The organism is Neisseria sp. P0014.S002 (assembly GCF_051958295.1).
Lineage (GTDB): Bacteria > Pseudomonadota > Gammaproteobacteria > Burkholderiales > Neisseriaceae > Neisseria > Neisseria flavescens_B.
This window is the reverse complement of the sequence record NZ_JBQCVO010000008.1, coordinates 68,659-95,433: the sequence shown is the minus strand read 5'-3', so window position 1 is coordinate 95,433 and position 26,775 is coordinate 68,659. Positions and strand designations below refer to the sequence as shown.

At 49.0% G+C, this 26,775-nt stretch carries 19 protein-coding genes; 11 read left to right on the top strand and 8 right to left on the bottom strand.

Annotated elements, in window-relative coordinates:
• Positions 1-47 precede the first annotated feature (47 nt).
• Positions 48-869, bottom strand: coding sequence for a posphoenolpyruvate synthetase regulatory kinase/phosphorylase PpsR (gene ppsR / locus ACTHSX_RS08705; RefSeq protein ID WP_440377375.1), 822 nt, complete (start codon positions 867-869; stop codon positions 48-50).
• A gap of 416 nt (positions 870-1,285) precedes the next feature.
• Between ppsR and ppsA the strand changes: the two genes are divergently transcribed.
• The 5 genes from ppsA (at position 1,286) to ACTHSX_RS08680 (ending at position 6,770) form a co-directional block, all read left to right on the top strand.
• Positions 1,286-3,670: a phosphoenolpyruvate synthase gene (gene ppsA / locus ACTHSX_RS08700; protein ID WP_440377376.1), complete on the top strand. Its 2,385-nt coding sequence runs from the start codon at positions 1,286-1,288 to the stop codon at positions 3,668-3,670.
• Between the two features lie 270 nt (positions 3,671-3,940).
• On the top strand, positions 3,941-4,645 hold the full coding sequence (locus ACTHSX_RS08695; protein WP_440377377.1) for a peptidoglycan DD-metalloendopeptidase family protein: 705 nt from the start codon (positions 3,941-3,943) through the stop codon (positions 4,643-4,645).
• Positions 4,646-4,817: 172 nt separating this feature from the next.
• The gene (locus ACTHSX_RS08690; RefSeq protein WP_440377378.1) at positions 4,818-5,222 is read left to right on the top strand and encodes a hypothetical protein; all 405 of its coding nucleotides are present in this window, start codon (positions 4,818-4,820) and stop codon (positions 5,220-5,222) included.
• 282 nt (positions 5,223-5,504) lie between these two features.
• Entirely contained in the window at positions 5,505-6,464 is a 960-nt protein-coding gene (locus tag ACTHSX_RS08685; protein ID WP_063068882.1) for a DnaJ C-terminal domain-containing protein, read from the top strand.
• A gap of 15 nt (positions 6,465-6,479) precedes the next feature.
• A complete protein-coding gene (locus ACTHSX_RS08680; RefSeq protein WP_003685006.1) occupies positions 6,480-6,770 on the top strand; it encodes a chaperone modulator CbpM in 291 nt (96 codons plus the stop codon).
• Between the two features lie 117 nt (positions 6,771-6,887).
• Here ACTHSX_RS08680 and ACTHSX_RS08675 read toward each other — a convergent pair whose 3' ends face one another.
• Together ACTHSX_RS08675 and ACTHSX_RS08670 are read right to left on the bottom strand one after the other, a co-directional pair.
• Positions 6,888-7,082: a YbdD/YjiX family protein gene (locus ACTHSX_RS08675; RefSeq protein ID WP_440377379.1), complete on the bottom strand. Its 195-nt coding sequence runs from the start codon at positions 7,080-7,082 to the stop codon at positions 6,888-6,890.
• Positions 7,072-9,153, bottom strand: a complete 2,082-nt coding sequence (locus tag ACTHSX_RS08670) for a carbon starvation CstA family protein (protein ID WP_440377380.1) — start codon at positions 9,151-9,153, stop codon at positions 7,072-7,074. The genes ACTHSX_RS08675 and ACTHSX_RS08670 overlap by 11 nt, the downstream gene beginning before the upstream one ends.
• 330 nt (positions 9,154-9,483) lie before the next feature.
• Between ACTHSX_RS08670 and ACTHSX_RS08665 the strand changes: the two genes are divergently transcribed.
• Positions 9,484-10,227 (top strand): pseudouridine synthase, encoded by a 744-nt coding sequence (locus ACTHSX_RS08665; protein ID WP_004520512.1) that lies wholly within the window; start codon positions 9,484-9,486, stop codon positions 10,225-10,227.
• 244 nt (positions 10,228-10,471) lie between these two features.
• Here ACTHSX_RS08665 and alr read toward each other — a convergent pair whose 3' ends face one another.
• Positions 10,472-11,530: an alanine racemase gene (gene alr, locus ACTHSX_RS08660; RefSeq protein WP_440377381.1), complete on the bottom strand. Its 1,059-nt coding sequence runs from the start codon at positions 11,528-11,530 to the stop codon at positions 10,472-10,474.
• 206 nt (positions 11,531-11,736) lie between these two features.
• On the opposite strand from alr, the gene ACTHSX_RS08655 reads away from it, so the two are divergent.
• Both ACTHSX_RS08655 and ACTHSX_RS08650 read left to right on the top strand, forming a co-directional pair.
• Positions 11,737-12,198, top strand: a complete 462-nt coding sequence (locus ACTHSX_RS08655) for a winged helix-turn-helix transcriptional regulator (protein ID WP_003747450.1) — start codon at positions 11,737-11,739, stop codon at positions 12,196-12,198.
• A gap of 577 nt (positions 12,199-12,775) precedes the next feature.
• Positions 12,776-14,113 carry a GTPase/DUF3482 domain-containing protein gene (locus tag ACTHSX_RS08650; protein WP_440377382.1) on the top strand — a complete coding sequence of 446 codons (1,338 nt, stop codon included), beginning with the start codon at positions 12,776-12,778 and terminating at the stop codon, positions 14,111-14,113.
• A gap of 74 nt (positions 14,114-14,187) precedes the next feature.
• Here the strand turns inward: ACTHSX_RS08650 and ACTHSX_RS08645 are convergent, their stop codons facing one another.
• From ACTHSX_RS08645 to ACTHSX_RS08635, 3 genes are read right to left on the bottom strand one after another with little or no spacing between them, the layout of a single operon-like run.
• Positions 14,188-15,594, bottom strand: coding sequence for an efflux transporter outer membrane subunit (locus ACTHSX_RS08645; RefSeq protein WP_156474266.1), 1,407 nt, complete (start codon positions 15,592-15,594; stop codon positions 14,188-14,190).
• 56 nt (positions 15,595-15,650) lie between these two features.
• Positions 15,651-18,863, bottom strand: coding sequence for an efflux RND transporter permease subunit (locus tag ACTHSX_RS08640; RefSeq protein ID WP_440377383.1), 3,213 nt, complete (start codon positions 18,861-18,863; stop codon positions 15,651-15,653).
• A gap of 11 nt (positions 18,864-18,874) precedes the next feature.
• Complete coding sequence (locus tag ACTHSX_RS08635) at positions 18,875-20,143, bottom strand: efflux RND transporter periplasmic adaptor subunit (RefSeq protein ID WP_440377384.1); 1,269 nt, start codon at positions 20,141-20,143, stop codon at positions 18,875-18,877.
• Between the two features lie 227 nt (positions 20,144-20,370).
• Between ACTHSX_RS08635 and mtrR the strand changes: the two genes are divergently transcribed.
• Positions 20,371-21,006 (top strand): multidrug efflux system transcriptional repressor MtrR, encoded by a 636-nt coding sequence (gene mtrR, locus ACTHSX_RS08630; RefSeq protein ID WP_440377385.1) that lies wholly within the window; start codon positions 20,371-20,373, stop codon positions 21,004-21,006.
• Positions 21,007-21,071: 65 nt separating this feature from the next.
• Here the strand turns inward: mtrR and ettA are convergent, their stop codons facing one another.
• Entirely contained in the window at positions 21,072-22,748 is a 1,677-nt protein-coding gene (ettA, locus tag ACTHSX_RS08625) for an energy-dependent translational throttle protein EttA (RefSeq protein WP_003747462.1), read from the bottom strand.
• 340 nt (positions 22,749-23,088) lie between these two features.
• Between ettA and ACTHSX_RS08620 the strand changes: the two genes are divergently transcribed.
• Both ACTHSX_RS08620 and ACTHSX_RS08615 read left to right on the top strand, forming a co-directional pair.
• Positions 23,089-24,441, top strand: a complete 1,353-nt coding sequence (locus ACTHSX_RS08620; protein WP_254320901.1) for an SLC45 family MFS transporter — start codon at positions 23,089-23,091, stop codon at positions 24,439-24,441.
• A gap of 74 nt (positions 24,442-24,515) precedes the next feature.
• Entirely contained in the window at positions 24,516-26,774 is a 2,259-nt protein-coding gene (locus ACTHSX_RS08615) for a glycoside hydrolase family 65 protein (RefSeq protein ID WP_440377386.1), read from the top strand.
• Position 26,775 lies beyond the last annotated feature (1 nt).

Below are 26,775 nucleotides of genomic sequence, written 5' to 3'. Positions count from 1 at the left end.
ATAAAAAAAGGCCGTCTGAAGTTTCAGACGGCCTTTTATCATTTCATTTAGAAACGGCGTTTCAGCTTACAAGCCTGCAAGATATGAACAGCGAGTTCTTCCACTGATTTATCCGTTGTATTGGTAAACGGCACACCGTGGCGTTTGAACATATTTTGCGCATCGGCAATCTCGCTGCGGCAAGTATCGATTTTGGAATAGGTCGAATTAGGACGGCGTTCCTGACGGATAGCCTGCAGACGCTCAGGCTGAATGGTCAAGCCGAACAGCTTGTCTTTATAAGGTTTGACCATACGCGGCAAATCGGTCGATTCCAAGTCATCGGGAATCAATGGATAGTTTGCGGCGCGGATACCGTATTGCAGAGCCAAATAAAGACAAGTCGGCGTTTTACCCGAACGGGACACGCCCATCAAAATCACATCGGCTTCCTGCAGGTTTTTATCGCTGACACCGTCATCATGGCTGAGCGAGAAGTTCACTGCTTCCATACGCGCATCATAACGCTTGGTATTGCCGATACCATGATGGCCCCGTTCGGCAATCGTTGCTTCAACATTCAATTCTTTTTCCAGCAAACCCAAGAACGTTTCAAAGAAATCAATATGGAATGCATTGGATTTTTTGATGATTTCACGGATTTCATGATTTACCACGCTGACAAAAGCAATCGGACGATCACCAAACTGTTCGGCTGTCTTATTGACTTCATCCACTACGGCCAACGCTTTTTCAGGCGTATCGATAAATGGATGAACATGGCGCTTGAACTCGACATTGCCGAATTGGTTCAACAGAGCTTCACCGATATTTTCGGCGGTCAGACCGGTGCGGTCGGAAATATAGAAGACTTGACGTGGAGCAGTCATAATGAATCCTTCAGAGGGTAACGTTTCAGACGGCAATCATAGCAGTTACAGCCTTTGCAATAAAGCGATTCCCGGCAGATTACACAGGATTACAACAAATTTGAACAAATTTTAAATTGGAATAAAATTTTATTTTTTTAGATTTATTGGAATTATATTCCACATTTGCAAAATAAATTTCGATTCTTAAATTTATTAACTTATTTTGTTTTCCATATTTAACAAGAAGATAACACGTAAAAACATGAATCTGATATTCATATTTCAGAAGGCTACACGCCTGAAAAGCACAATATCACAGACGAATTTGTGATTTTTAAAAAGATAAAACACATGACAGCTATCAAACGAATGGCTACAATAAGCAGACGGATTTGTTTCTTTTTTAACATTTTTGGATTGGATTGGACACACAAATGGCCGAAAACTACGTTATTTGGTTTGAAAACCTGCGTATGACTGACGTTGAGCGAGTGGGCGGTAAAAATGCCTCTTTGGGCGAAATGATCAGCCAACTGACTGAAAAAGGCGTGCGCGTTCCCGGCGGTTTTGCAACCACAGCCGAAGCTTATCGTGCTTTCCTGGCTCACAATGGTCTGAGCGAGCGTATTTCCGAAGCCCTGAAACAACTGGATGTTGAAGACGTTGCCGAATTGGCACGCGTGGGTAAAGAAATCCGTCAATGGATTTTGGATACTCCGTTCCCTGAGCAGCTGGATGCTGAAATCGAAACAGCTTGGAACAAAATGGTTGCCGATGCCGGCGGTGCGGACATCTCCGTTGCCGTACGTTCTTCCGCAACAGCAGAAGACTTACCGGACGCTTCTTTCGCCGGCCAACAAGAAACCTTCCTGAACATCAACGGCTTGGATAACGTTAAAGAAGCAATGCGTCATGTATTCGCTTCCCTGTACAACGACCGTGCCATTTCTTACCGTGTACACAAAGGCTTCGAACACGACATCGTTGCCCTTTCTGCCGGCGTACAACGCATGGTGCGTTCTGACAGCGGTGCTTCCGGTGTGATGTTTACCATCGATACCGAATCCGGTTACGACCAAGTCGTTTTCGTTACCTCTTCTTACGGTCTGGGTGAAAACGTCGTACAAGGCGCGGTAAACCCTGACGAATTCTATGTATTCAAACCTACTTTGAAAGCAGGCAAACCGGCTATCCTGCGCAAAACCATGGGTTCGAAACAAATCAAAATGATCTTTACCGACAAAGCCGAAGCCGGTAAATCTGTAACCAACGTTGATGTACCTGCAGAAGACCGTCAACGCTTCTCCATTACCGACGCCGAAGTAACCGAGTTGGCTCATTACGCACTGACCATCGAAAAACACTACGGCCGCCCAATGGACATCGAATGGGGCCGCGACGGCTTGGATGGCAAACTCTACATCCTGCAAGCACGCCCTGAAACCGTGAAATCTCAAGAAGACGGCAGCCGCAACCTGCGCCGCTTCTCTATCAACGGCGAAAAAGTGGTCTTGTGCGAAGGCCGTGCCATCGGTCAAAAAGTCGGTCAAGGTAAAGTTCGCTTGGTGAAAGATGCGTCCGAGATGGATTCTGTTGAAGCAGGCGACGTACTCGTTACCGACATGACCGACCCGGATTGGGAACCGGTAATGAAACGTGCTTCTGCCATTGTTACCAACCGTGGCGGCCGTACCTGCCACGCAGCGATTATCGCTCGTGAATTGGGTATTCCGGCTGTTGTAGGTTGTGGCGATGCTACCGATCTGCTGTCCGAAGGCCAAGAAGTGACCGTATCTTGTGCCGAAGGCGATACCGGCTTCATCTACTCCGGCTTGCTGGACATACAAATTACCGATGTTGCTTTGGACAACATGCCTAAAGCGCCTGTAAAAGTGATGATGAACGTTGGTAACCCTGAATTGGCATTCAGCTTCGCCAATCTGCCTAGCGAAGGTATCGGCTTGGCTCGTATGGAATTCATCATCAACCGTCAAATCGGTATCCATCCTAAAGCCTTGTTAGAATTTGACAAACAAGACGACGAATTGAAAGCGGAAATTACCCGCCGCATCGCCGGCTACGCCTCTCCTGTCGACTTCTATGTCGATAAAATCGCAGAAGGTGTGGCAACTTTGGCTGCTTCGGTTTATCCACGCAAAACCATCGTTCGTATGTCTGACTTCAAATCCAACGAGTATGCTAACTTGGTGGGTGGCAGCATCTACGAACCGCACGAAGAAAACCCAATGCTGGGCTTCCGTGGTGCAGCGCGTTATGTAGCCGATAACTTCAAAGACTGCTTCGCACTCGAGTGCAAAGCCTTGAAACGCGTTCGCGATGAAATGGGTTTGACCAACGTCGAAATCATGATTCCATTCGTCCGTACTTTGGGTGAAGCAGAAGCTGTTGTTAAAGCCCTGAAAGAAAACGGTTTGGAACGCGGCAAAAACGGCCTGCGCCTGATCATGATGTGCGAGTTGCCAAGCAACGCTGTATTAGCAGAACAATTCTTGCAATACTTCGACGGCTTCTCCATCGGCTCTAACGACATGACCCAGCTGACCCTCGGCCTCGACCGTGACAGCGGTTTGGTATCTGACTCCTTCGACGAGCGTAACCCTGCCGTTAAAGTGATGTTGCACTTGGCAATCTCTGCTTGCCGCAAACAAAACAAATACGTCGGTATTTGCGGTCAAGGCCCATCAGACCATCCGGACTTTGCCAAATGGCTGGTTGAAGAAGGTATCGAGAGCGTATCGCTCAACCCTGATACCGTCATTGAAACCTGGCTGTATCTGGCTAACGAATTGAACAAATAAGTTCGATGAGACAAAAATCCCCTGCCCGTTTATCCCGGCAGGGGATTTTTATTGCCTTATTCAATGCTGTCTGAAAAAACTTTCACTTTCTTTTACCTTAATAAAAAAATCCTTTATCATCAAAATGATAAAAAAATATGCCGCCATATCTACAAATTTTCAATGTTAATATACCGCCTTTCTGTATTTTACCCCATGCCTTTTGAGTGAACCTTTTCTCACTCTTCCTATCTATCATATACAGCATAACGATACATTTTGAAATATCCCATGAATACAAACTTTATTTCCACCTTTCAGACGGCCTTAAAACGTCTGGCACTCATCAGCACCATTGCCGTCTTAGCAGCCTGCGCCGGCAACAATACCTCTTCCAACCGCGCCGTACCTGACGGCTACTACAAAGTCCGTCCCGGCGATACCCTGACCCAAATCGCCAAACGCTACGGACAAAATGTCAACACACTGGTTGCCTGGAATAACCTTCCCAACGCCTCACAAATCGAGGTCGGCCAAGTATTACGCGTCCGCCGTCATGTTGCCCCACGCAGCACTGCAACGCAACAACGCCAAACCACTGCCGTTACCCCGATCAACCGATTGAACCTGCAATGGCCGACCGATAACGCTTCATCCTCCATTATCCAACGCTACAACGGCACCACCAGCAAAGGCATAGATATTGCAGGCACACAAGGCCAACAAATCCGTTCTGCCGCAGCCGGAACCGTTATCTACGTTGGCGAAGAAGTCCGCGGCTACGGCAAGCTGATTTTGATCAGCCACAATGAATACACCATTACCGCCTACGCCCACAACGACACGCTTTTGGTACAAAAAGATCAAAAAGTCCAAGCAGGCCAAGTTATCGCCACCATGGGCAGCAGCGATTCAGACAGCGTCAAACTTCATTTTGAAGTACGTCTAAATGGCAAAGCAGTCGATCCCCTGCCTTACTTGACCAGAACAAATTAATACCTCAATCAAAAGGCCGTCTGAAATAACTTTATTTCAGACGGCCTTTTGATTTGTCTTACCATAACACTCATTTCAACAAAGTATTTACCAACTTAACTTATGTTGATTGAGTGAGAACGCCGTTATACAATGACAACTCTTTTTAACATTCTATTTTAGGTGCCCTACTATGTCTCCTAACCGCATCCTTGCAACCGCATTTTTGTTTGCTTCTGCATTTGCCAGCGCAGATGTCCATATTGATGAAAGCATTCCTTACCGCAACAAAGAAGAAATCGATACCCGTATCGTTTCTGAATGTTTAGAAGTGGGCAGCATTATGTCCAAATCTTTGCAAGAAACTGCAGCCAAAAGTGATGTAACTGTTGTCCGTGACGGTAAAAAACAAGGCACATACGCAGATATCGCCATTACTTCCGCCATGAGCGCAGGCAATGCTTTTATCGGTCACGCCAAAGGTATGGCGGTTTCAGCTACTTTGTATGTTGACGGCAAACAAGTTATAAAAAAACCTTCACCCGCAACTCTTCCGGCGGCATGTTTGGCGCTTATAAAAGCTCTTGTGCGGTCTTAAATCGTACTTCTAAAGTTTTGGGAGCTGACATTGCCCAATGGATTGTTCGAGAACAAAAAAACGCTCAAGACAAATAAAACCCCAATTTGATAAAGGCCGTCTGAAAAACCGTATTTCAGACGGCCTATATATTTTCTATTTCTCTAGGAACAAAGAAATAAATTATCCATTAATCATTGTCAGAAATAGAGAATTTTATTTCCAACGCCCTTGATTTTAGAATATCTACCCTCAATTATTAAAACCATAAGAATTTTGTATATGAGCAGTCAAAGGAATAACATGGCAGAAAAAAACTATTATGAAATACTAGGCGTTGCCAAAGATGCGGATGAGGCCGAAATCAAAAAAGCCTACCGAAAACTGGTGCGCAAATACCACCCCGATGTCAGCAAAGAACCTGACGCAGCCGAACGTACGGTAGAAATCAACCGTGCCTACGAAACGCTTTCCGACAAAGAAAAGCGGGCTGAATACGATGAAATGTTGGCTAATCCTTACGGACGCAGCGCCGGAGGAAATCCGTTCGGTCAAGGCGGCAATCCGTTTGGTAATGGATTTAACGGTGGCGGCTTCCACTATGAACGTCATGAAGGCGAACCGTTCGGAGCGGGAGACTTCAATTTTGAAGATCTGTTTTCATCATTCCGCCAATCCCACACTCGTTCCGAGCAACCCCGCGGCCCAATAAAAGGCGAGGATCAACATGCTGAATTGAGTATTGATATTTACGCAGCGTATGTTGGCGCAGAACGTAGCATGACTTTGAATGTGCCGACTCTAGACGAATACGGACGTGCGGTTTATCAAAATAAAACCCTCAACGTCAAAATCCCCAAAGGCATTGCAGAAGGCCAACAAATCCGTTTGGCCGGTCAAGGTTTGCCGGGATACAACGGCGGGGAAAACGGTGACTTGTACTTAAAAATCAAGTTCCACGACCAACCTGATTTATATGTCAAAAACAGGAAAGACGTATATCAAACAATAGATGTCAAACCTTGGGAAGCCGTATTGGGCGGCAAAATCATCGTCCCTACCGCTTCAGGCCGCTTACAGGTCAATCTGCCTGCCAACAGCCAAAGCGGTAAAAGCATCCGCCTTAAAGGCAAAGGTATTCCTGCAAAAGAAGCCGGAGACCTTTATCTTAATATCCGCATTAATGTTCCGCCAGTAGAGAGCGAAGCCGACCGTGCCGCATGGGAAAAATTGGCCGAACACTTTGCCGCAAAACAAGCATAAGAGAAAGGATAAATTATGATTCAGTCCTCCGATATTACCCTTACTTTTGAAGAAATCGTTGCCGCCAGCCGCTGCCGTCGCGATTGGCTGTTGGAACTTATAGCAGAAGACATCATCAGCATCGATGGTGCACCTGAAAAAAGCACCTTCAGTGGTTTTCATCTTGCCCGCATCCGTCGCGCACAACGCTTAAGCCGTGATTTTGAGGCCGGCATTCCCGCATTGGGGCTGATTATGCGGTTGTTAGACGAGGTGGAAGAACTCAGAAAAATACAGCGTCCGCTGGTACTACTCGAAGAAGAGTAAATATCGACAAGTTGTTCGATTAAATATTGATGACAAGACAAAGTTTTTGATGTTTATTGATATTCTATAATGAAAGGCCGTCTGAAAATATTTTCAGACGGCCTTTTTATGCCTTAATTAACAACAACGTCCGCCGTTGCCGCCACAACGGCGTTTGCGGCAGTAGTCTTGGAATTGCAGCTTAGTCATGACCGGCGCGTCGGGATTATGTCTGCGTTGACGGGCAACGTAGTTTTCATAATCTGGGACACCGGCCATCAAGTTTGCTGTTAACTTGATGGTTTTCCACCAAGATGCGAGCTTATGCTTCATTCTGAGCCTCCGGCTGTTTACCGTCGCGGTACACTGCCGGAATTTCTTTAGCAGTTGGCCAGCCGACTTTACGGGCTTTCATGGCGGTACGGAAACCGTACACGGCGACAATCACCACAACAGACAAGAACAAAGCGGTCAGACCGGCATTGATTTGGTCGTTGAAGATGATTTGTGACATTTCGCCAATATCTTTAGCTGGGGCAAGGACTTCGCCTGAAGCCAAGGCATCGCGGTATTTGCCTGCGTGAGCCAAGAAGCTGACGCGTGGGTCGCTGTGGAACAGTTTTTGCAAACCGGCGTAGCAAGTGACAAACAATACGCCGAAAGCAGGAACCAAGGTTACCCAAACATAGCGATCGCGTTTCATTTTCACCAATACAACGGTACACATAATCAACGCTACGCCTGCAAGCATTTGGTTGGCGATACCGAACAACGGCCAGAGCGAGTTGATACCACCCAGAGGGTCGGTTACGCCGGTATAGAGGAAGTAACCCCACAATGCCACAGCGAAGAAGGTCGCAACCAAGTTGGCAGGGATAGAATCGGTGTTACCGAATGGTTTGTAGAAGATACTGCCCAAGTCTTGAATCATGAAACGGGCAACGCGTGTACCGGCGTCAACCGCGGTCAAGATGAACAAGGCTTCAAACAGTAAGGCAAAGTGATACCAGAACGCCATCATGGCTTCGCCCGGAATCAGACGGCTCATGATGTGTGCCATACCGACTGCGAGGGTTGGCGCACCGCCTGCACGAGACAGAATGGTGTTTTCGCCCACTTCTTTAGCAGTGTGCAACAGGGTTGCGGCATCAACAGGGAAATTCAGTTTAGTGGTGATGACTTCGGCAGCAGTATTGGCATCCGTACCAATCAGCGCGGCCGGGCTGTTCATCGCGAAGTACACGCCTGGTTCAAGCGAAGCGGCGGCAGCCAGAGCCATAATGGCCACAAAGCTTTCCATAATCATGCCACCGTAACCGATCATGCGGACGTGGGTTTCGTTTTCCAGCATTTTTGGTGTGGTACCTGAAGAAATCAGCGCATGGAAGCCTGAAACTGCACCACAAGCAATGGTAATGAACAAGAATGGGAACAATGCACCGGAGAATACCGGGCCTGAACCATCAATAAAGTGGGTAACTGCAGGCATTTGCAGAGTCGGGTTAACAATAACGATACCCAAAGCCAAAGCTGCAATCGTACCAATTTTCAGGAAGGTAGACAGATAGTCGCGCGGAGTCAGCAAGAGCCAAACCGGCAATACGGAAGCCACGAAACCGTAAATCATAATCGCCCAAGTCAGCTGAATGCCGTCAAGGTCAAACCAGTGACCAAAGGAGCTATTGGCAACATCTTCACCATAAATCACAGCCAACATCAGCAAAATAAAACCGACGATGGAAATCTCACCAATTTTGCCCGGACGGATATAACGGGTGTAGATACCCATAAACAGGGCAATCGGCATGGTTGCTGCGATGGTGAACGTACCCCAAGGGCTGTGAACCAATGCTTTCACAACAATCAGCGCCAACACCGCCATGATGATGACCATAATCATCAAAATACCGATGGATGCAATCACGCCTGGGAAGGTACCGAGTTCTTGTTTCACGATATCGCCCAAAGACTTACCGTCACGGCGCATAGAAACAAACAGTACCATCATGTCCTGTACGGCACCGGCAAACACCACGCCGAAGATAATCCACAAAGTACCGGGCAAATAACCCATTTGCGCTGCCAATACCGGACCAACCAAAGGGCCTGCGCCGGCAATAGCGGCAAAGTGGTGGCCGAACAGTACGCCTTTATGTGTCGGCACATAGTCCAAGCCGTCATTGTGGCGTTCTGCCGGAGTCAGACGGTTAGGATCAAGCTGCATCACACGGTTGGCAATGTAAAGACTGTAAAAACGGTAGGCAATGCAGTATACCGAAATGGCGGCCGTAACCATCCAAATCGCACTGACTTGCTCGCCACGGCTGAGAGCTAAAGTAGTAAAGGAGGCCAAGCCTACCAAAACCACGATGCCCCAGATCAAAAATGATTTGAGCGATTTCATTAATTTATCCTTAAAACGTGATGCACAAAGGCTTGCTTTAGCGACAAACTGCCTTAATGCGCTTCAGAAAGACCAGTCATTATAGTCTTCATGATTTAATGAGTGAAATGTCATTTCAACTCAAATTCGACTGAAAACAAAATGATTAGTTCGTCCGTAAGGTTAACACAAACAGACAATACACCCTTTAGTTTTTACTTTAAAACTAAAAATTTCTTAGCATATCGCAAATGAAAGGCCGTCTGAAAACCCAAATCTTCAGTTTTCAGACGGCCTAACAAACGGTCAATGCTATAATCCGACATTCCCATTTCTCTATATTGCCATACCATGCAAAACAACGATTCCGAAACCATGCGCCTCTCCAAACGCATGGCACAATTGGGCTTATGCTCGCGCCGCGAGGCAGACAGCTACATTGAGCAAGGCTGGGTCAAAGTCAACGGCCAAACCGCCGTACTCGGTCAAAAAGTCACCGAGCGCGACCGCATCGACCTCAACAAACAAGCCCATGAAAAACAAGCAGCGCGCGTAACCATCCTGCTGAACAAACCCGTCGGCTACGTCAGCGCGCAAGCAGAAAAAGGCTATAAGTCCGCCGCCGAACTCATTACCGCCGAAAACCATTGGGAAGGCGACGATAGCCGTATCCCTTTCAGTGAAAAACACAAATTCGGCTTGGCCCCTGCCGGCCGCCTGGATATCGACTCCGTCGGATTGTTGGTACTCACTCAAGACGGCCGCATTGCCAAACAACTGATTGGCGAAAACAGCAGCAGCGAAAAAGAATACCTCGTCCGCGTCCGCGGCAAACTGGACGACAAAGGCCTCGCCCTGCTCAACCACGGCTTGAGTTTGGACGGAGAAAAGTTGCGCCCCGCCAAAGTCGAATGGCAAAACGAAGACCAGTTGCGCTTTATTTTGCGACAAGGCAAAAAACGCCAAATCCGCCGCATGTGCGAACTGGTCGGCCTGCGCGTCGTCGGTTTGAAACGCATCCGTATGGGCAAGGTTAAACTCGGCCGACTGCCGCCGGGCAAATGGCGTTATTTACGCGCTGACGAATCGTTTTAATTGCAGATAAAAAAAGGCCGAGACCTTTGCAATAACATAGGTTACTAAAATTTTATGCTCAATCTCATTTTCAAAATGCAAAACCTTTCTGATTTTTCCTACTTTTTGCTCAATATTAGGAGGGTTTTAGTCAATTGAAAATTTTTTGGCGCATTTTTATGCGTCAAATTTCGTTAATAGACTATTTTTGCAAAGGTCTCAGGCCGTCTGAAAACACATTTCAGACGGCCTGATCTTTTACTGCTTACTCGATATAAGTAAACTTCGCACGTTTAATATTACAGAGGATTTCGTACGGAATCATACCGGCAACTTCGGAAACTTCATTAATATTAATCACATCACCCCAAAGCTCGACTTCCGCGCCCAATCCCTCTTTCGAGGCTTCCAGCTCAACCGTAATCATGTCCATAGATACCCTGCCGATAATGCGGCTGCGTTTGCCATCCACCGCCACAGGGGAATTAGTGGAAGCACGACGCGGATAACCGTCGGCATAGCCGCAGGCAATCAAACCGACACGGGTAGATTTGCTGGTGTAGAACGTTGCGCCGTAGCCAATCGGAGAATGCGGCTGCAACACACGCTCGCCGAAAACGCGGGAAGTCAGGCGCATAACCGGTTTTAAACGCTCATCCACGCCGCCGAAAGGCGAAATACCATATAAGGCCAGACCGGCACGGCCCCAATCGCGGCGTGCTTCAGGCACGTTCAAAATCGCGGCGGAATTGGCTAAGCTCTCTTCGCCTTCCAAACCTTCACACGCCAAATCAAACGCTTCAAGCTGCATTTCGGTCATACCGTTTTCCGGCTCGTCCGCACAGGCAAAATGGCTGAATTTCACAATGTTTTCAACCGATTCGGATTGTTTCAATGCAGTATAGGCCGCAGCATAGTTATGCGGAAAGAAACCGGCACGGTGCATACCCGAGTCCATTTTCAGCCATACGGTTGTCGGACGTTGCCACTCATGATGCACAAACGCCTCCAACTGCCATTGGCTGCCGATTGCCGGCCACAAATCATAACGGTCAACATCCGCATATTCCTCAGCCTCAAATACACCTTCCAATAAAACAATCGGATTTTTAATGCCGTTTTGACGCAATTCCACGCCTTCATCTACCGTTGCCACCGCAAAGCCGTCGGCAATATCCGCCAACGCGTGTGCACATCTGACCGCACCATGCCCGTAAGCATCGGCCTTAATCACAGCCAACAATTTATTGCCGTGCAACTCTTTGAGAAAACGATAATTTTGACGTAAATTATCCAAACGGATTTGCGCATTGAGCGGACGCATAATGTATTCCTCTTATCGGCATCCGTTTCAGACGGCCTGCCCTATTACTTTGAAGCGAATATTATAGGTCAAAAACCATACAGGATTCCATGAAATACACAAGATTAATATCTTCCTTCCGCCTTACCTTTAAGGATTTATGCTTCTTCTGAGCCTGTTTTAAGGTTATGATGTCATCCAAATTGAAAACGACAAGCATCAAAGCCATGAAAGAACTCGACAAAACCGACTTAAAAATTCTCAAGCTCCTGCAACAAAACGCACGCATCCCCATGACCGAATTGGCTGAAAAAGTCGGCCTCTCCACTACGCCGGTAACCGAACGTGTCCGACGCTTGGAACGCGACAACCTCATCACCGGCTATCACGCCCATCTGAATCCACATGCCTTAGGTCAAAGCCTCTTGGTCTTTGTCGAACTGAAACTGCGTTCAAAATCCGGCAATATTTTTGAAGACTTCAAACGCGAAGTGCTGAAGATTCCGCAAATTTTGGAATGCCACTTGGTCTCCGGCGAATACGACTACCTCATCAAAGTCCGCCTGCCCAATATGTCCGCCTATCGCGATATGCTCGGCAATATCCTGCTGCAACTGCCGGCTGCAGCCGAAAGCCGCAGCTATGTTGTCATGGAAGAAGTCAAAGAAGAAGTAGTATTAGACATCTAATTCCATTTAACCAACAAAGGCCCTCTGAAAGATTACAACATTCAGACGGCCTTTGTTTTAAACAGGCAAAAAAAAAAATGCACACATCCGATAGAATGTGTGCCAAGTCTACAAAGGAGAAATAGAGGAGAAACTATTAACTGACTACTCGAACCAGCTAACGAAACGAATTATGCAACAAGAGATTCAACCATGCAAGTATTTTTCTTGTAAAGTTTCTTAATTATCCAATTTACAGAACTTAAATGTAATCATGTTTCAATGCAGATAAAAAAATGCGCATACCGTTTCGATATGCGCCAAGTCTACAAAGGAGAAATAGAGGAGAAAAATCAAGCTGCATCAAGCAACTCAACGGCGCGAATTATCCTAGCCTTCTACCCGACTGTCAACTGTTTTCCTGCCTATTTTCAAGCATTTTGCCAAAAAACAACAAATCCGCTATTCCCCTCTTTTTCTGGCTATTTTCGCCCATATATAAAGGAAATTTAGGGCCGTCTGAAACACATATTGCCACTGCAGGCAAACAGCCCCATACTCACACATTCATAGCCCATATCCGTCCCAACCCACAACCATGACCACCCCACTTTCCCTTGCCGTCGTCGGCCATACCAACACAGGCAAAACCTCACTCTTACGCACGCTTTTGCGCGACAGCACCTTCGGCGAAGTAAAAAATGCGCCCTCAACCACACGCCATGTCGAAGAAGCCCTCATCAACGACGGTGACGACAGCTTGGTTTACCTCTACGACACCCCCGGCCTAGAAGATGCCGGCGGCGTGTTGGACTGGCTGGAAACCCACACATCTGCACGCGATGACGGCATCGAACGCATCCAGCAATTCCTCAACAATCATGAAGCGCATCACGAGTTCAACCAAGAGGCCAAAGTGCTGCGCCAAGTCATGCAAAGCGATATGGCCATGTACGTCATCGACGCGCGGGAACCCGTCCTTAACAAATACAAAGACGAGCTGACCATTTTGTCTTGGTGCGCCAAGCCCATCATGCCCGTGTTCAACTTCACCCAAAATCAAGACCTGACCGCTTGGACCAATATGCTCGCCCGCAGAAACCTGCATGTTTACGCTGGTTTCGATACCGTTGCCTTCGACTTTGAAGGCGAAATCCGATTATGGGACAACCTTGCCACCATGTTACCTAAGCGCGACATCCTCGACCGCCTCATCAATATGCGCCGGCGCGAGTGGCAACGGCTGGATACGGAAGCGCGCCGTGAAATTGCCGATTTTCTACTGGATGCCGCCGCATTTACCCAAGAAATTGCCGAAAACGACGACCCTGCCCCGACTTTGGAAGTCATGCAATCGGAAATCCGCCAACTTGAACGGCAAATGCAACAACGCCTGTTCACACTTTACCGCTTCTATCACGACGAAGTCGGCAGCGACAGCACATGGATGCCCAAAGCCTTCAAACAAGATCCGTTTGACAGCGAATTGCTCAAACATTACGGCATCCGTACCGGTACCGGCGCAACCGCAGGCGCACTCATCGGTTTAGGCTTGGATATTGCCACGCTTGGCGGCTCGCTTGGTTTGGGTACCGCCATCGGCGGACTATTGGGCGGTATTTTACCCAATGCCCAAGACATCACCGACAAAATCAACGGCCGACAAACCCTGCATATCGATCCGGAAACCCTTACCCTACTCGCCGCACGCGCTCTGGATTTGTTGCACGTTTTGCAAACGCGCGGTCATGCGGCTCAATCGCATATCGAGCTAAAAGAACGCAAAGCGCCATGGAATGCGGCCAAATTGCCAAGCGAACTCAACAAAGCGCGCAGCAACCGCAAATGGTCTTCGCTCAACACACACCAGCCCGAAGCCAGCCGTAACGAACGCGCAGCCTATGTCGCCACTTTAAGCGAGAAATTAAAAGCTTAGAATTGCCTCATAACAAAAAGGCCGTCTGAAATCCAAATGTTTCAGACGGCCTTTTAATCTTAGCAGGCAAATACTTATTCAGCAGCTTTGGTTTCGCGTTTCAAACCGCCGCCAAGTGCTTTATACAAATCGGCAAGATTTTCCAAACGGGTCAGCTGATTGGCCAAAAGAGCAGTTTCTGCGCTGTAATTGCTGCGCTCAGCATCCAGCAAATCCAATGCACTGGATACGCCATGTTTGTAGCGCAGGCTGATGAGGCGCAGGCTGTCGTTGTAGGCGCGGCTTTGTTTGCTCAAAGCGTCATAGCTTTTATCCAGCTGTTCGCGTGCAACCAACGCATTGGAAACGTCTTTGAATGCAGATTGAACAGCGGCTTCATAAGCAACGATTTGTGCCTGTTGGCGCAGCTTGGCTACGTCAAGATTGGCTTTGTTTGTGCCCCAATCAAAGATAGGCAGGGTGATGGACGGTGCAAAAGCCCAAATACCTGTGCCACTCTTAAACAGGCCGCTCAACTCGCCGGAAGCGGTACCGACAGAACCGGTCAGGCTGATGCGCGGGAAAAACGCCGCACGTGCCGCACCGATATTGGCATTGGCTTGTTTGAGCGCGTGTTCGGCCGCACGGATATCCGGACGGTTGAGCAACAGGTCCGAACTCAAACCGGCAGGCAGTTTGGTCATTTTGAACTGTTTGTTCAAAGGCAAACCGGCAGGCAAGTCTTCAGGCAAAGGTTGATTAATCAACATAGCCAAGGAATTTCGCGCTTGCTCGCGGTTTTTCACTGCGGATGCGTAATCTGCTTTGGCCGATTCAATCAGCGCTTCCTGTTGGTGCAAATCAACGGCGGAAATCACGCCGGCCTTATGGCGTAATTGCGAGAGCTTGTAAGTCGCTTCACGGGTTTGTAATACGCGTTGTGCCAATGCCATGGTTTCTTCCGCGTAGCGTTCGTTAAAGTAGGCTTTGGCAACGGTAGAAATCAGGGTCAGATGGGCGGCATCGCGGTTTGCGGCCACATTAAAATAACCTTGCAACGCGGCTTCGCTGGTGCTGCGGACACGGCCGAAGAGGTCAAGCTCATAAGAGGCTGCGCCCAAACCCACGCTGTATTGGCTGCTAACGCTGCCGCCACTCAAACTGCCTTGACGCGAACCTGTACCGCTGGCATTGACGGTTGGCAACAAATTATTACGCGCAATCATGTATTGCTTGCGGTAGATTTCCGCATTCAGCGCGGCTGTACGCAAATCGGTATTGCGTTCCAATGCGATGTCGATCAGGCGGTGAAGGCGAGGATCGGCAAAGTAATCTTGCCAACCCAATTCGGCTGCACGGATACCGTCGTCAACAGTGTCGTATTTAAACGTATCGGCCACGGCAACTTGAGGCTGCTCATATTTCGGCATCATGGTACAGGCCGACAAAGCCACGGCGGCGGCAACGGCGGTCAGTACAGGTTTGAATGTAATCTTCTTCATTTTAGAATCCTTTAGCATTTTGAGGCCGTCTGAAAATTTTTCAGACGGCCTTTGCTTTAGTGCTTGTCTGAATCTTGTTTACCGTCTTCAATCATGCCGGCTTCAGCGGCGTGTTTGGCGGCCATCTCATGCTCGTGTGCGGTTTCTTTAAAGAATTTGCGCACAACCACATAGAACAAAGGCACAAGGAACACAGACAGAATCGTACCGATCAACATACCCCAGACCACGGTCGTACCAATCGCACGTTGGCTGGCGGAGCTGGCACCGCTGGCAACATAAAGCGGTACCACGCCCAAGATGAAGGCAAACGAAGTCATGATAATCGGACGGAAACGCAAGTGTGCGGCGGCAAGCGCAGCTTCAAGCGCGCTCTTGCCTTGCGCTTGCAGGTCTTTGGCAAACTCGATAATCAAAATCGCGTTTTTCGCACTCAAACCCATCACCGTAACGAAACCGACTTGGAAGTAGATATCGTTGGCGTATGCCGGAATACTGCCCAGTAATGCTTCAAACATGTTACGGCCAGTCACACCCAATGCCGCGCCAATCAAGCCCAACGGAATCACAAGGATAACCGCCAACGGGATAGACCAGCTTTCGTACAAAGCAGCCAATACCAAGAATACAGCGGCAGCGGCCAATGCGTACAACACGACAGTTTGTGAGCTGCCTTTAGCCTCTTCACGAGACTGACCGCCCCATTCCAGACTGTAACCGCCGCCCATTTCATCAACCATTTGCTGCACCGCAGCCATGGCTTGACCGGAAGATACGCCATTAACAGGAGAGCCGGAAAGCTCCATTGCCGGATAACCATTGAAGCGGACGCTTTGTTCCATACCGTTTTCCCAAGAAACAGTAGCAATGGTAGAAAGCGGTACGGCAACGCCGGATTTGTTCGGTACAGTCAGGTTCAGAATATCGGCAGGCTGCATACGGGCACTCGCATCAGCTTGTACCATCACGCGTTGCAGACGGCCTTGATTCGGGAAGTCGTTTACATAAGACGAACCCAAAGAAGAAGCCAAAGCAGTACGGATGTCAGAGAACGAAATACCTTGTGCGGCTGCTGCGGCACGGTTGATGTCGATTTTCAACTGCGGCGCATCTTCCAAACCGCTCGCACGAACGGTACTTGGGTTAAACAAACCGCTTTTGCGCATTTTGTCAATCAACTCATTGCGCTTGGCCAATAATGCGGCATGGCCGCTGTTGTTACGGTCTTGCAGGTAAATCGTCAAGCCGGAGCCTGTACCCAATTCCATGATGGCAGGAGGCACAATCGCCAAACCGAAACCGTCTTTCAGCGTAGCCATCATCATGCCGGTCAACTTACCGGAAATAGAAGTCGCATCGCTGCCCGGAGCAGTACGTTCGCTCCAGTCTTTCAGAATGACAAAGCCCAAAGCCATGTTTTGGCCGGAACCGCTAAAACTAAAGCCGGAAACGGTAACAATGTTCTCGATCTCAGGTACAGATTTCGCCAGTTGAGTGATTTGAGCCAAAGTTGCATCGGTACGCTCTTTGGTCGCGCCGGCAGGCAGCTGTACGCTCAACATCAAGTTACCTTGGTCTTCAGTCGGCAAGAAGGAAGTCGGCAGACGCATAAACAGGAATACGCCCACAACAGTCAAACCGATATAGACAACCATCATGCGCAAAGTCTTGCGCAAGACTTTGGCTACCCAGCCTTCGTAGCCGTGTGTCCAGTTGTCGAATTTCTTGTTAAACCAACCGAAGAAACCTTTTTTCTCTTCGTGATGACCATTCTGAATCGGCTTGAGCATGGTGGCACACAATGCCGGAGTCAGCGTCAAAGCAAGGAATGCGGAGAAGCCGATCGATGCCACCATGGTCAGGGCAAACTGTTTGTAAATGTTACCGGTTGCACCGCTAAACATTGCCAGCGGCACAAATACGGACATCAACACGGCAGTAATACCGATCACCGCGCCGGAAATCTGACTCATCGCTTTTTTGGTTGCAGCCTTAGGCGGCAGACCTTCGCTCGCCATAATACGCTCAACGTTTTCAACGACCACAATCGCATCATCGACCACAATACCAATTACCAATACCATCGCAAACATGGTCAATACGTTAATCGACATACCCATATATGAGATAAAGGCAAAACCGCCCAACAGGGAAATCGGCACGATAATAGTCGGAATCAGCGTATAGCGGATATTTTGCAGGAAGAGATACATCACCAAGAATACCAATACGATGGCTTCCAAAAGCGTATGGATCACTTTCTCAATCGAAATTTCCACAAATTTGGAAGTATCGTAAGGAACTTTCCAGCTCATGCCGTCTGGAAAATACTTCTGCAAAACTGCCATTTTTTCTTTCACGGCAGTCGCCGTTGCCAAAGCGTTACCGCTGTTGGACAGCATCACTGCCATACCGGTGGTATTCACGCCGTTCAAACGTGTGGAAGTAGAATAGTCCTGCATACCCAAGCTGACTTTGGCAACGTCTTTCAGATAGACATTAGAACCATCGGTATTGGATACCAAAATGATGTTGCCAAACTCTTCAGCCGTTCTTAATTGCCCTTCCGCAGTAACGGTCGCCGAAATGGTCTGACCTGCAGCCGCCGGCAAAGAACCGATAGAGCCTGCAGAAATTTGGATATTTTGAGTAGCCAGTGCGTTGGTTACCGTTGCAAAAGACAGGTTGTAGTTTTGCAGTTTTTTCGGGTCAACCCAAATACGCATGGCGCGTTGCGCACCAAACAATTGTACCTGCCCTACCCCGTCGATACGCTGCAGTTCAGGAATGATATTGCGCTGGGCGTAATCGTTCATTTCCTCAATGGATTGCTTTTCAGAAGAAAGCATGACCACTTGCAAGAAGTTGGAACGCGCTTTAGATACGGTTACACCATATTGCTGTACGGTAGACGGCAATGTGGACAACACTTCCGACAATTTGTTCTGCACGTCCACCTGCGCCAAATCTTCATTGGTTTCCGGTGTAAACGTCAGACTGACGCTGCCGCTGCCGCTGGAATTGGCAGAAGTCGTCATATAGTCCAAACCTTCCACACCGTACATATTACGTTCGATAACGGCCAGTACACTGTCTTCCATTACCTGAGCAGAAGCGCCCGGATAAGTAGCGCGCAAAGTAATGGTCGGTGCTGCAACGGACGGATATTGGGAAATTGGCAGTTTTTGAATGCCGAAAATACCCGCTGCGATGATAAAAATCGCAATAACCCATGCAAAGATGGGGCGGTCAATAAAAAACTTAGACATTCACGCGTTCCTTATTTGGCTTCAGATGCAGCTTTAGCTTCAGGCTTGGCCTCGGATGCAGCCTGGCCGTCTGAAACTGCCGGGGTTGCCGCTGCGGCGTTTGCAGGCGGCGTCCATTCTTTCGGCGTTACCTTTTTAGCACCTGACATAGCGGCAATGCTGGTACCTTCGACAACCACTTTGTCGCCGTCTTTCAGGCCGTCTGTAATCACCCAATTAGTACCTTGCTGTTGGGCTACGGTCACGACACGCGCTTCCATTTCGCTCTTGTCATTCACCACCATCACAGTATCTTGCGAACCGCGGGTAACTGCTTGCTGCGGCACTACAAATGCATTATCCACTGCCACTTGTTCCATCAACACGCGTACATACAAGCCCGGCATCAAGATATTTCTGTCGTTAGGAATGGCGGCGCGCAAGGTAATTTGACCGGTCGTTTCGTTGACAGTCGGATCTGCAAACAGCAGACGGCCTTTTTCAGGGTAAACCGTACCGTCGTCAAATTTGATGTCCACTGCAATCGCGCCGTTTGCCGCCAACAATTTGCCTTCGGCAACCTGTTGACGCAGTTTCATGACCTCACTCGCAGACTGGGTAACGTTGACATACATTGGATTGGTTTGTTGAATGGTGGCTAAAACAGTGGTATCGCCGGAATTCAGCAATGTACCTTCAGAAACTTTAGATTGACCGATAAAGCCGGAAATCGGCGCAGTAATGCGGGATCGGCTCAGGCTGATACCGGCAGATTTGATGGCTGCTTGAGCGGATTTGACGCCTGCCTCTGCCGAACGCTTGGCTGTTACGGCCGCATCATATTCTTGTTGGCTGATGGCATCGGCGGCAACCAGCGGTTTATAGCGGGCTAAGTCGGCATTCGCTTTGGCCAAAGTAGCTTGCGCACTCGCCAACTGGGCGCGTGCGCTTTCTAAGTTTGCTTCATAAGATGAGCTGTCGATTTGGTACAAAGGCTGACCGGCTTGCACATAGCTGCCCTCTTGGAACAGGCGTTTTTGCAGAATACCGCCGACTTGGGCGCGAACTTCGGCAGTACGCAATGATTCCAGACGGCCCGGCAACTCGGTTGTCAATGCAACGGTTTCCGGATGTACAGTGACCACGCGCACTTCAGGCGCAGGTTGTTTTTGCTGTTGCTGACTGCCTTGTGCCTGTTGGCTGGCTGCTTTTTCATCGCCTTTGCCGCAAGCGGAAAGTGCCAACGCAGTAGCTGCTGCGATTGCTGCGACACGCATCATTTTAGAAGCATAAAGAGCCATAATTTTCCTATCTCTATGATAAATAAGGGTTTGACTAATTAAAAATTGATTACTTTAATCTCATATTTCACAAACAGAAATTGCCTGTTTTTATAAAAAACAGGCCGATTATATAGTGTTGAGAAAACACTATCAAGTACTAAATTGAATTATACATACATTCTTGCATGTCCAGAAGTAATTTTTTATAATCCGAACCATAAATTTACATTTCCTACAAAAAAACCATGAGAAGAACCAAAACCGAAGCTTTAAAAACCAAAGAATATCTCATGCTTGCCGCATTAGATACGTTTTATAAGAAAGGCATTGCCCGCACTTCGCTCAACGAAATCGCCCAAGCCGCAGGCGTAACGCGCGGCGCGCTGTATTGGCATTTCAAAAACAAAGAAGATTTGTTTGATGCCTTGTTCCAACGGATTTGCGACGACATCGAAAGCTGCATGAAAGAGGACTCGAACAACAATAACGAACAGGCTTGGCCAAGCTTCCGCCTGACCCTGACCCGTTTCTTCGAACGCCTGCAACACAACGAGCTTCACTATAAATTTCACAGCATTTTGTTTTTAAAATGCGAACACACCGAGCAAAACGAGGCGGTCATTGCCATCGCTAAAAAACACCAATCATTATGGCGTGAAAAAATCATTGCCGTCCTGACTGATGCAGTACAACAAAAAGCGTTGGCGGATAATTTGGATACCGATATGGCAGTCATCTTCATCAAGTCTTCATTAGACGGCTTGATTTGGTGCTGGCTTTCTTCAGGTCAAGGCTTCGATTTGGCGCAAACCGCCCCCCGCATGATTGAAATCATCATTGATACATTGGAAAACCATCCGCAATTAAGAAAACAATCATAAACATCAAAAATAAAAGGCCGTCTGAAACATTAAAAGTTTCAGACGGCCTTTTGGTTTAAACCTAATTAACGTGTTACCGGTTTGTAACGGATACGTTTCGGTTTCGCGCCCTCTTCGCCCAAACGGCGTTTCTTGTCGGCTTCGTATTCCTGATAGTTGCCGTCGAAGAACACCCATTTAGAGTCGCCTTCACAAGCCAAAATATGCGTAGCGATACGGTCGAGGAACCAACGGTCATGCGAAATCACCATCACGCTGCCGGCAAATTCCAGCAATGCGTCTTCCAACGCGCGCAAGGTTTCCACGTCGAGGTCGTTGGACGGCTCGTCCAGCAGCAAGACATTGCCGCCACTCAACAAAGTTTTTGCCAAGTGCAAACGGCCACGTTCGCCGCCCGACAATTGACCTGCGATTTTGCTTTGGTCACTGCCTTTGAAGTTGAAGCGTCCCAAATATTGGCGTGCGGGGATTTCAAACTGACCAACCTGCAAAATGTCACGGCCTTCGGCAATGTTGTCGAACACGGTTTTATCATTTTGCAAACCTTCGCGGCTTTGGTCAATCAGGCTCATTTTCACGGTTTGCCCGATTTTCACTTCGCCGGAATCAGGCTGCTCTTTGCCCGAAATCATTTTGAACAGCGTCGATTTACCCGCGCCGTTCGGGCCGATGATGCCGACAATCGCGCCAGCAGGCACTTTGAAGCTCAAATCATCAATCAGCACTTTATCGCCAAACGACTTGGAAACATTCACAAATTCAATTACTTCGTTACCCAAACGCTCGGCGACAGGAATGAAGATTTCCTGCGTTTCATTGCGTTTTTGGTATTCATAGTTGCTCATTTCTTCAAAACGAGCCAAACGCGCTTTAGACTTGGCTTGGCGGCCTTTGGCATTCTGGCGCACCCATTCCAATTCCTGCTTCATCGCCTTCACGCGCGCGGCTTCGGATTTTGCCTCGTTTTCCAAGCGTTTTTCTTTCTGCTCCAGCCAAGACGAATAATTGCCTTTCCACGGAATACCGTGTCCGCGGTCGAGTTCCAAAATCCATTCGGCGGCATTATCCAAGAAGTAGCGGTCGTGCGTTACCGCAACGACTGTACCAGGGAAGCGTACCAAGAATTGCTCCAGCCATTCGACAGATTCCGCGTCCAAGTGGTTGGTCGGCTCGTCCAGCAGCAGCATATCGGGTTTGCTCAACAAGAGTTTGCACAAAGCGACGCGGCGTTTTTCACCGCCGGACAAATTGCCGATTTTGGCATCCCAATCAGGCAGGCGCAGCGCATCGGCGGCGATTTCCAATTCGTGTTCCGCACCGCCGCCCGTGGACGAACCCGCCGCAATAATCGCTTCCAGACGGCCTTGTTCTTCCGCCAACGCGTCAAAATCCGCATCAGGATTGGCATACTCGGCATACACTTCTTCCAAGCGTTTCTGCGCAGCCGCCACTTCGCCCAAACCGCTTTCCACTTCCTCGCGCACGGTTTTTTCAGGATCAAGCTCAGGCTCTTGCGGCAGGTAGCCGATTTTGATGCCGCCCATTGGTACGGCTTCGCCCTCAAATTCTTTATCCACGCCCGCCATAATCCGCAGTACAGTAGATTTACCCGCACCGTTCAAACCGAGCAAACCGATTTTTGCACCGGGAAAAAATGAAAGGGAAATGTCTTTAATAATGGTTTTTTGCGGCGGCACAACCTTGCTCACGCGCAGCATAGAATAGACGTATTGTTGGGACATAGTTTTCTCGTTTCCGTCAAACAAATTTCAGACTGCCCATTTTAACCTATTGCCCCAATACTTGCTTGTTCAAATGCCGTCTGAAAATAGAAATAAGCATCAACATATACACCGAGCCGAACCGATACCCTCATTGCCCGACGGTATCAATGCAAAACCGCAGAAAATTTGATTTAAGCCAGTTTATCCTTGAACTGGCATTGCCAATATCCGGCGCACTTCATAAAATGCACCCATATCCTTGAAAATACGCACACAAACAATAACGACAGAGAACACCACACCAAGGAACATTTCAGATTTCTCAATAAAAATACTTTTCAAAAAAAGGATTTACCTCATGTCGGAACATACGCAAAAAACAGCAAAACAAGGTTTGCCGTCACTGGCGAAAAGTACGATTTGGATGCTGAGCTTCGGCTATCTCGGCGTTCAGACGGCCTTTACCCTGCAAAGCTCACAAATGAGCCGAATTTTTCAAACTTTAGGCGCTGACCCGCACAATTTGGGCTGGTTTTTCATTCTGCCGCCGCTGGCCGGTATGTTGGTTCAGCCGATTGTGGGCTACTACTCAGACCGCACTTGGATGCCGCGCTTGGGTGGCCGCCGTCTGCCCTATCTGCTTTACGGTACGCTGATTGCGGTTATCGTCATGATTCTGATGCCGAACTCGGGCAGCTTCGGTTTTGGCTACGCTTCTTTGGCGGCTTTGTCGTTTGGCGCGTTGATGATTGCGCTGTTGGACGTGTCCTCCAATATGGCAATGCAGCCGTTTAAGATGATGGTCGGCGACATGGTCAACGAGGAGCAAAAAGGCTACGCCTACGGCATTCAAAGTTTCTTAGCCAATACAGGCGCAGTCGTTGCCGCCATCTTGCCATTCGTCTTTGCCTATATCGGCTTAGAAAACACGGCAGAAAAAGGCGTCGTGCCGCAAACCGTGGTCGTAGCATTCTATGTGGGCGCAGCCTTACTGATTATTACCAGTGCGTTCACCATCTTCAAAGTCAAAGAATATGATCCGGAAACCTACGCCCGCTACCACGGTATCGACGTGGCTGCAAATCAGGAAAAAGCCAACTGGTTCGAACTCTTAAAAACCGCACCTAAAGCATTTTGGACGGTTACTTTGGTGCAATTCTTCTGCTGGTTCGCCTTCCAATATATGTGGACTTACTCGGCAGGCGCGATTGCAGAAAACGTTTGGCAGACAACCGATGCCTCTTCCGTAGGCTATCAGGAAGCGGGCAACTGGTACGGCGTTTTGGCGGCGGTACAATCCATTGCTGCCGTTATCTGCTCGTTTATTCTGGCAAAAGTACCGAATCAATACCATAAAGTCGGTTATTTCGGTTGCTTGGCTTTAGGCGCGCTCGGTTTCTTCTCTATTTTCTTCATCCACAATCAATACGCATTAATCCTGTCTTATACCTTAATCGGTATTGCGTGGGCAGGTATTATTACCTATCCTTTGACGATTGTAACCAATGCCCTCTCCGGCAAACACATGGGTACTTATTTGGGTCTGTTTAACGGCTCTATCTGTATGCCTCAAATCGTCGCCTCCCTGCTGAGCTTTATCCTATTCCCTATGCTGGGCAGCCATCAGGCAACCATGTTCTTGGTTGCAGGCGCAGTCTTGCTGCTGGGAGCCTTCTCAGTATGTCTGATTAAAGAGACCCACGGCGAATAATCCATTAATACCATCGGCAAAGGCCGTCTGAAACCTTTGCCGAACTTACGATTTTAATAACAGGAGCTTCATAAATGTATACAAGAATCATGGAAATCAGCCCTTGGACATTGCGTTCGGCAAAACTGGAAAAAGAACACAAACGGCTGCAAGAGAGCCTGACCAGTTTGGGCAACGGCTATATGGGCATGCGCGGCAACTTTGAAGAAACCTACTCTGCCGACAGCCACTTGGGCACCTACATCGCCGGCGTGTGGTTCCCCGACAAAACCCGCGTCGGCTGGTGGAAAAACGGCTACCCCAAATATTTCGGCAAAGCCATCAACGCGCTTAATTTCAGCAAAGTCAGAATCTTTGTCGACGGGCAGGAAGTGGATTTGGCGAAAAACGACGTTGCCGGCTTCTCCGTCGAACTCGATATGCAGCACGGCGTGTTGCGCCGCTCGTTCACCGTATTCGGTGTGCGTTTCGATGTGTGCAAATTCCTGTCCGTCGCACAAAAAGAGCTGGCGGTCATCCGCTGGGAAGCCGTATCCGTTGACGGCAAAACCCACCAAGTCCGCATCGATTCCATCATCGACGCCGACGTGAAAAACGAAGACTCCAACTACGAAGAAAAATTCTGGCAGGTATTAGACAAAGGCGTTTCAGACGACCGCTCCTACATTGCCACCCAAACCGTCGCCAATCCCTTCGGCGTGGAACAATTCATCGTCAACGCCGAGCAAACCTTCGCCGGCAGCTTCAAAGCCCTCGGCGGCAGCCAAACCGACTGGCAGGTCTCCAATTCTTTCGAAGCCGAAGTCGGCGGTACGCCCGAAACCTTTGAAAAACGGGTTATTGTTACCACCAGCCGCGATTATCAAGGCTTGGAAGCGGTGAAAGACGCAGGTCGCGCCTTGTCGGAAAAAATCGCAGGCGTTGCGTTTGAAACCTTGCTGGACGCACACAAAGCAGGCTGGCTGCACCGCTGGGAAATCGCCGACGTGGTCATCGAAGGCAGCGACGAAGCGCAACAAGGCATCCGCTTCAACCTGTTCCAACTGTTCTCCACCTACTACGGCGAAGACGCGCGCCTGAACATCGGCCCCAAAGGCTTTACCGGCGAAAAATACGGCGGCGCGACCTATTGGGACACCGAAGCCTACGCCGTGCCGCTCTACCTCGCACTGGCGGAACCTGAAGTTACCCGCAACCTGCTGCAATACCGCCGCAACCAACTGCCGCAGGCGCAGCACAACGCGCGCGAACAGGGCTTGGCGGGCGCACTCTATCCGATGGTAACGTTTACGGGCATCGAGTGCCACAATGAATGGGAAATCACCTTCGAGGAAATCCACCGCAACGGCGCGATTCCTTACGCCATCTACAACTACACCAACTACACCGGAGACGAAAGCTATCTTGCCAAAGAAGGCTTGGAAGTCTTGGTCGAAGTGTCCCGCTTCTGGGCAGACCGTGTCCACTTCTCCAAACGCAACGGCAAATACATGATTCACGGCGTAACCGGCCCGAACGAATACGAAAACAACATCAACAACAACTGGTACACCAACACCCTTGCCGCATGGGTATTGGATTACACCAGAGAAGCCTTGGCGAAATACCCGCGTCCGGATTTGAACGTGAGTGCCGCCGAGTTGGAAAAATGGGCGGACATCAGCGCCAATATGTACCGTCCGTATGACGAAGAACTCGGCGTATTCGTGCAGCACGACGGCTTCCTCGACAAAGACATCCGCCCCGTGTCCGCGCTTTCGCCCGACGATTTGCCACTCAACCAAAAATGGTCGTGGGACAAAATCCTGCGTTCGCCTTTCATCAAACAGGCAGACGTATTGCAAGGCATCTACTTCTTCGGCGACCGTTTCAATATCGACGAAAAACGCCGCAACTTCGACTTCTACGAACCGATGACCGTGCATGAAAGCTCGTTGTCGCCTTGTATCCACGCCATCCTCGCCGCCGAACTGGGCAAAGAAGAAAAAGCCGTGGAAATGTACCAGCGCACCGCCCGACTGGACTTGGATAACTACAACAACGACACCGAAGACGGCCTGCACATCACCTCCATGACCGGCTCGTGGCTCGCCATCGTCCAAGGTTTCGCCCAAATGAAAACCTGGGGCGGCAAACTCAGCTTCGCCCCGTTCCTGCCGAGTGCGTGGACAGGCTATGCCTTCCACATCAACTACCGCGGCCGTCTGATTAAAATCGCCGTCGGCAAAGAAAACGTCGTCTTCACCCTGCTCAAAGGCGAGCCGCTCGATTTGCAGGTGTACGGCAAAGACATCACGCTCGACGGCAGCCACACCGTTGCGTTAAACAAATAAG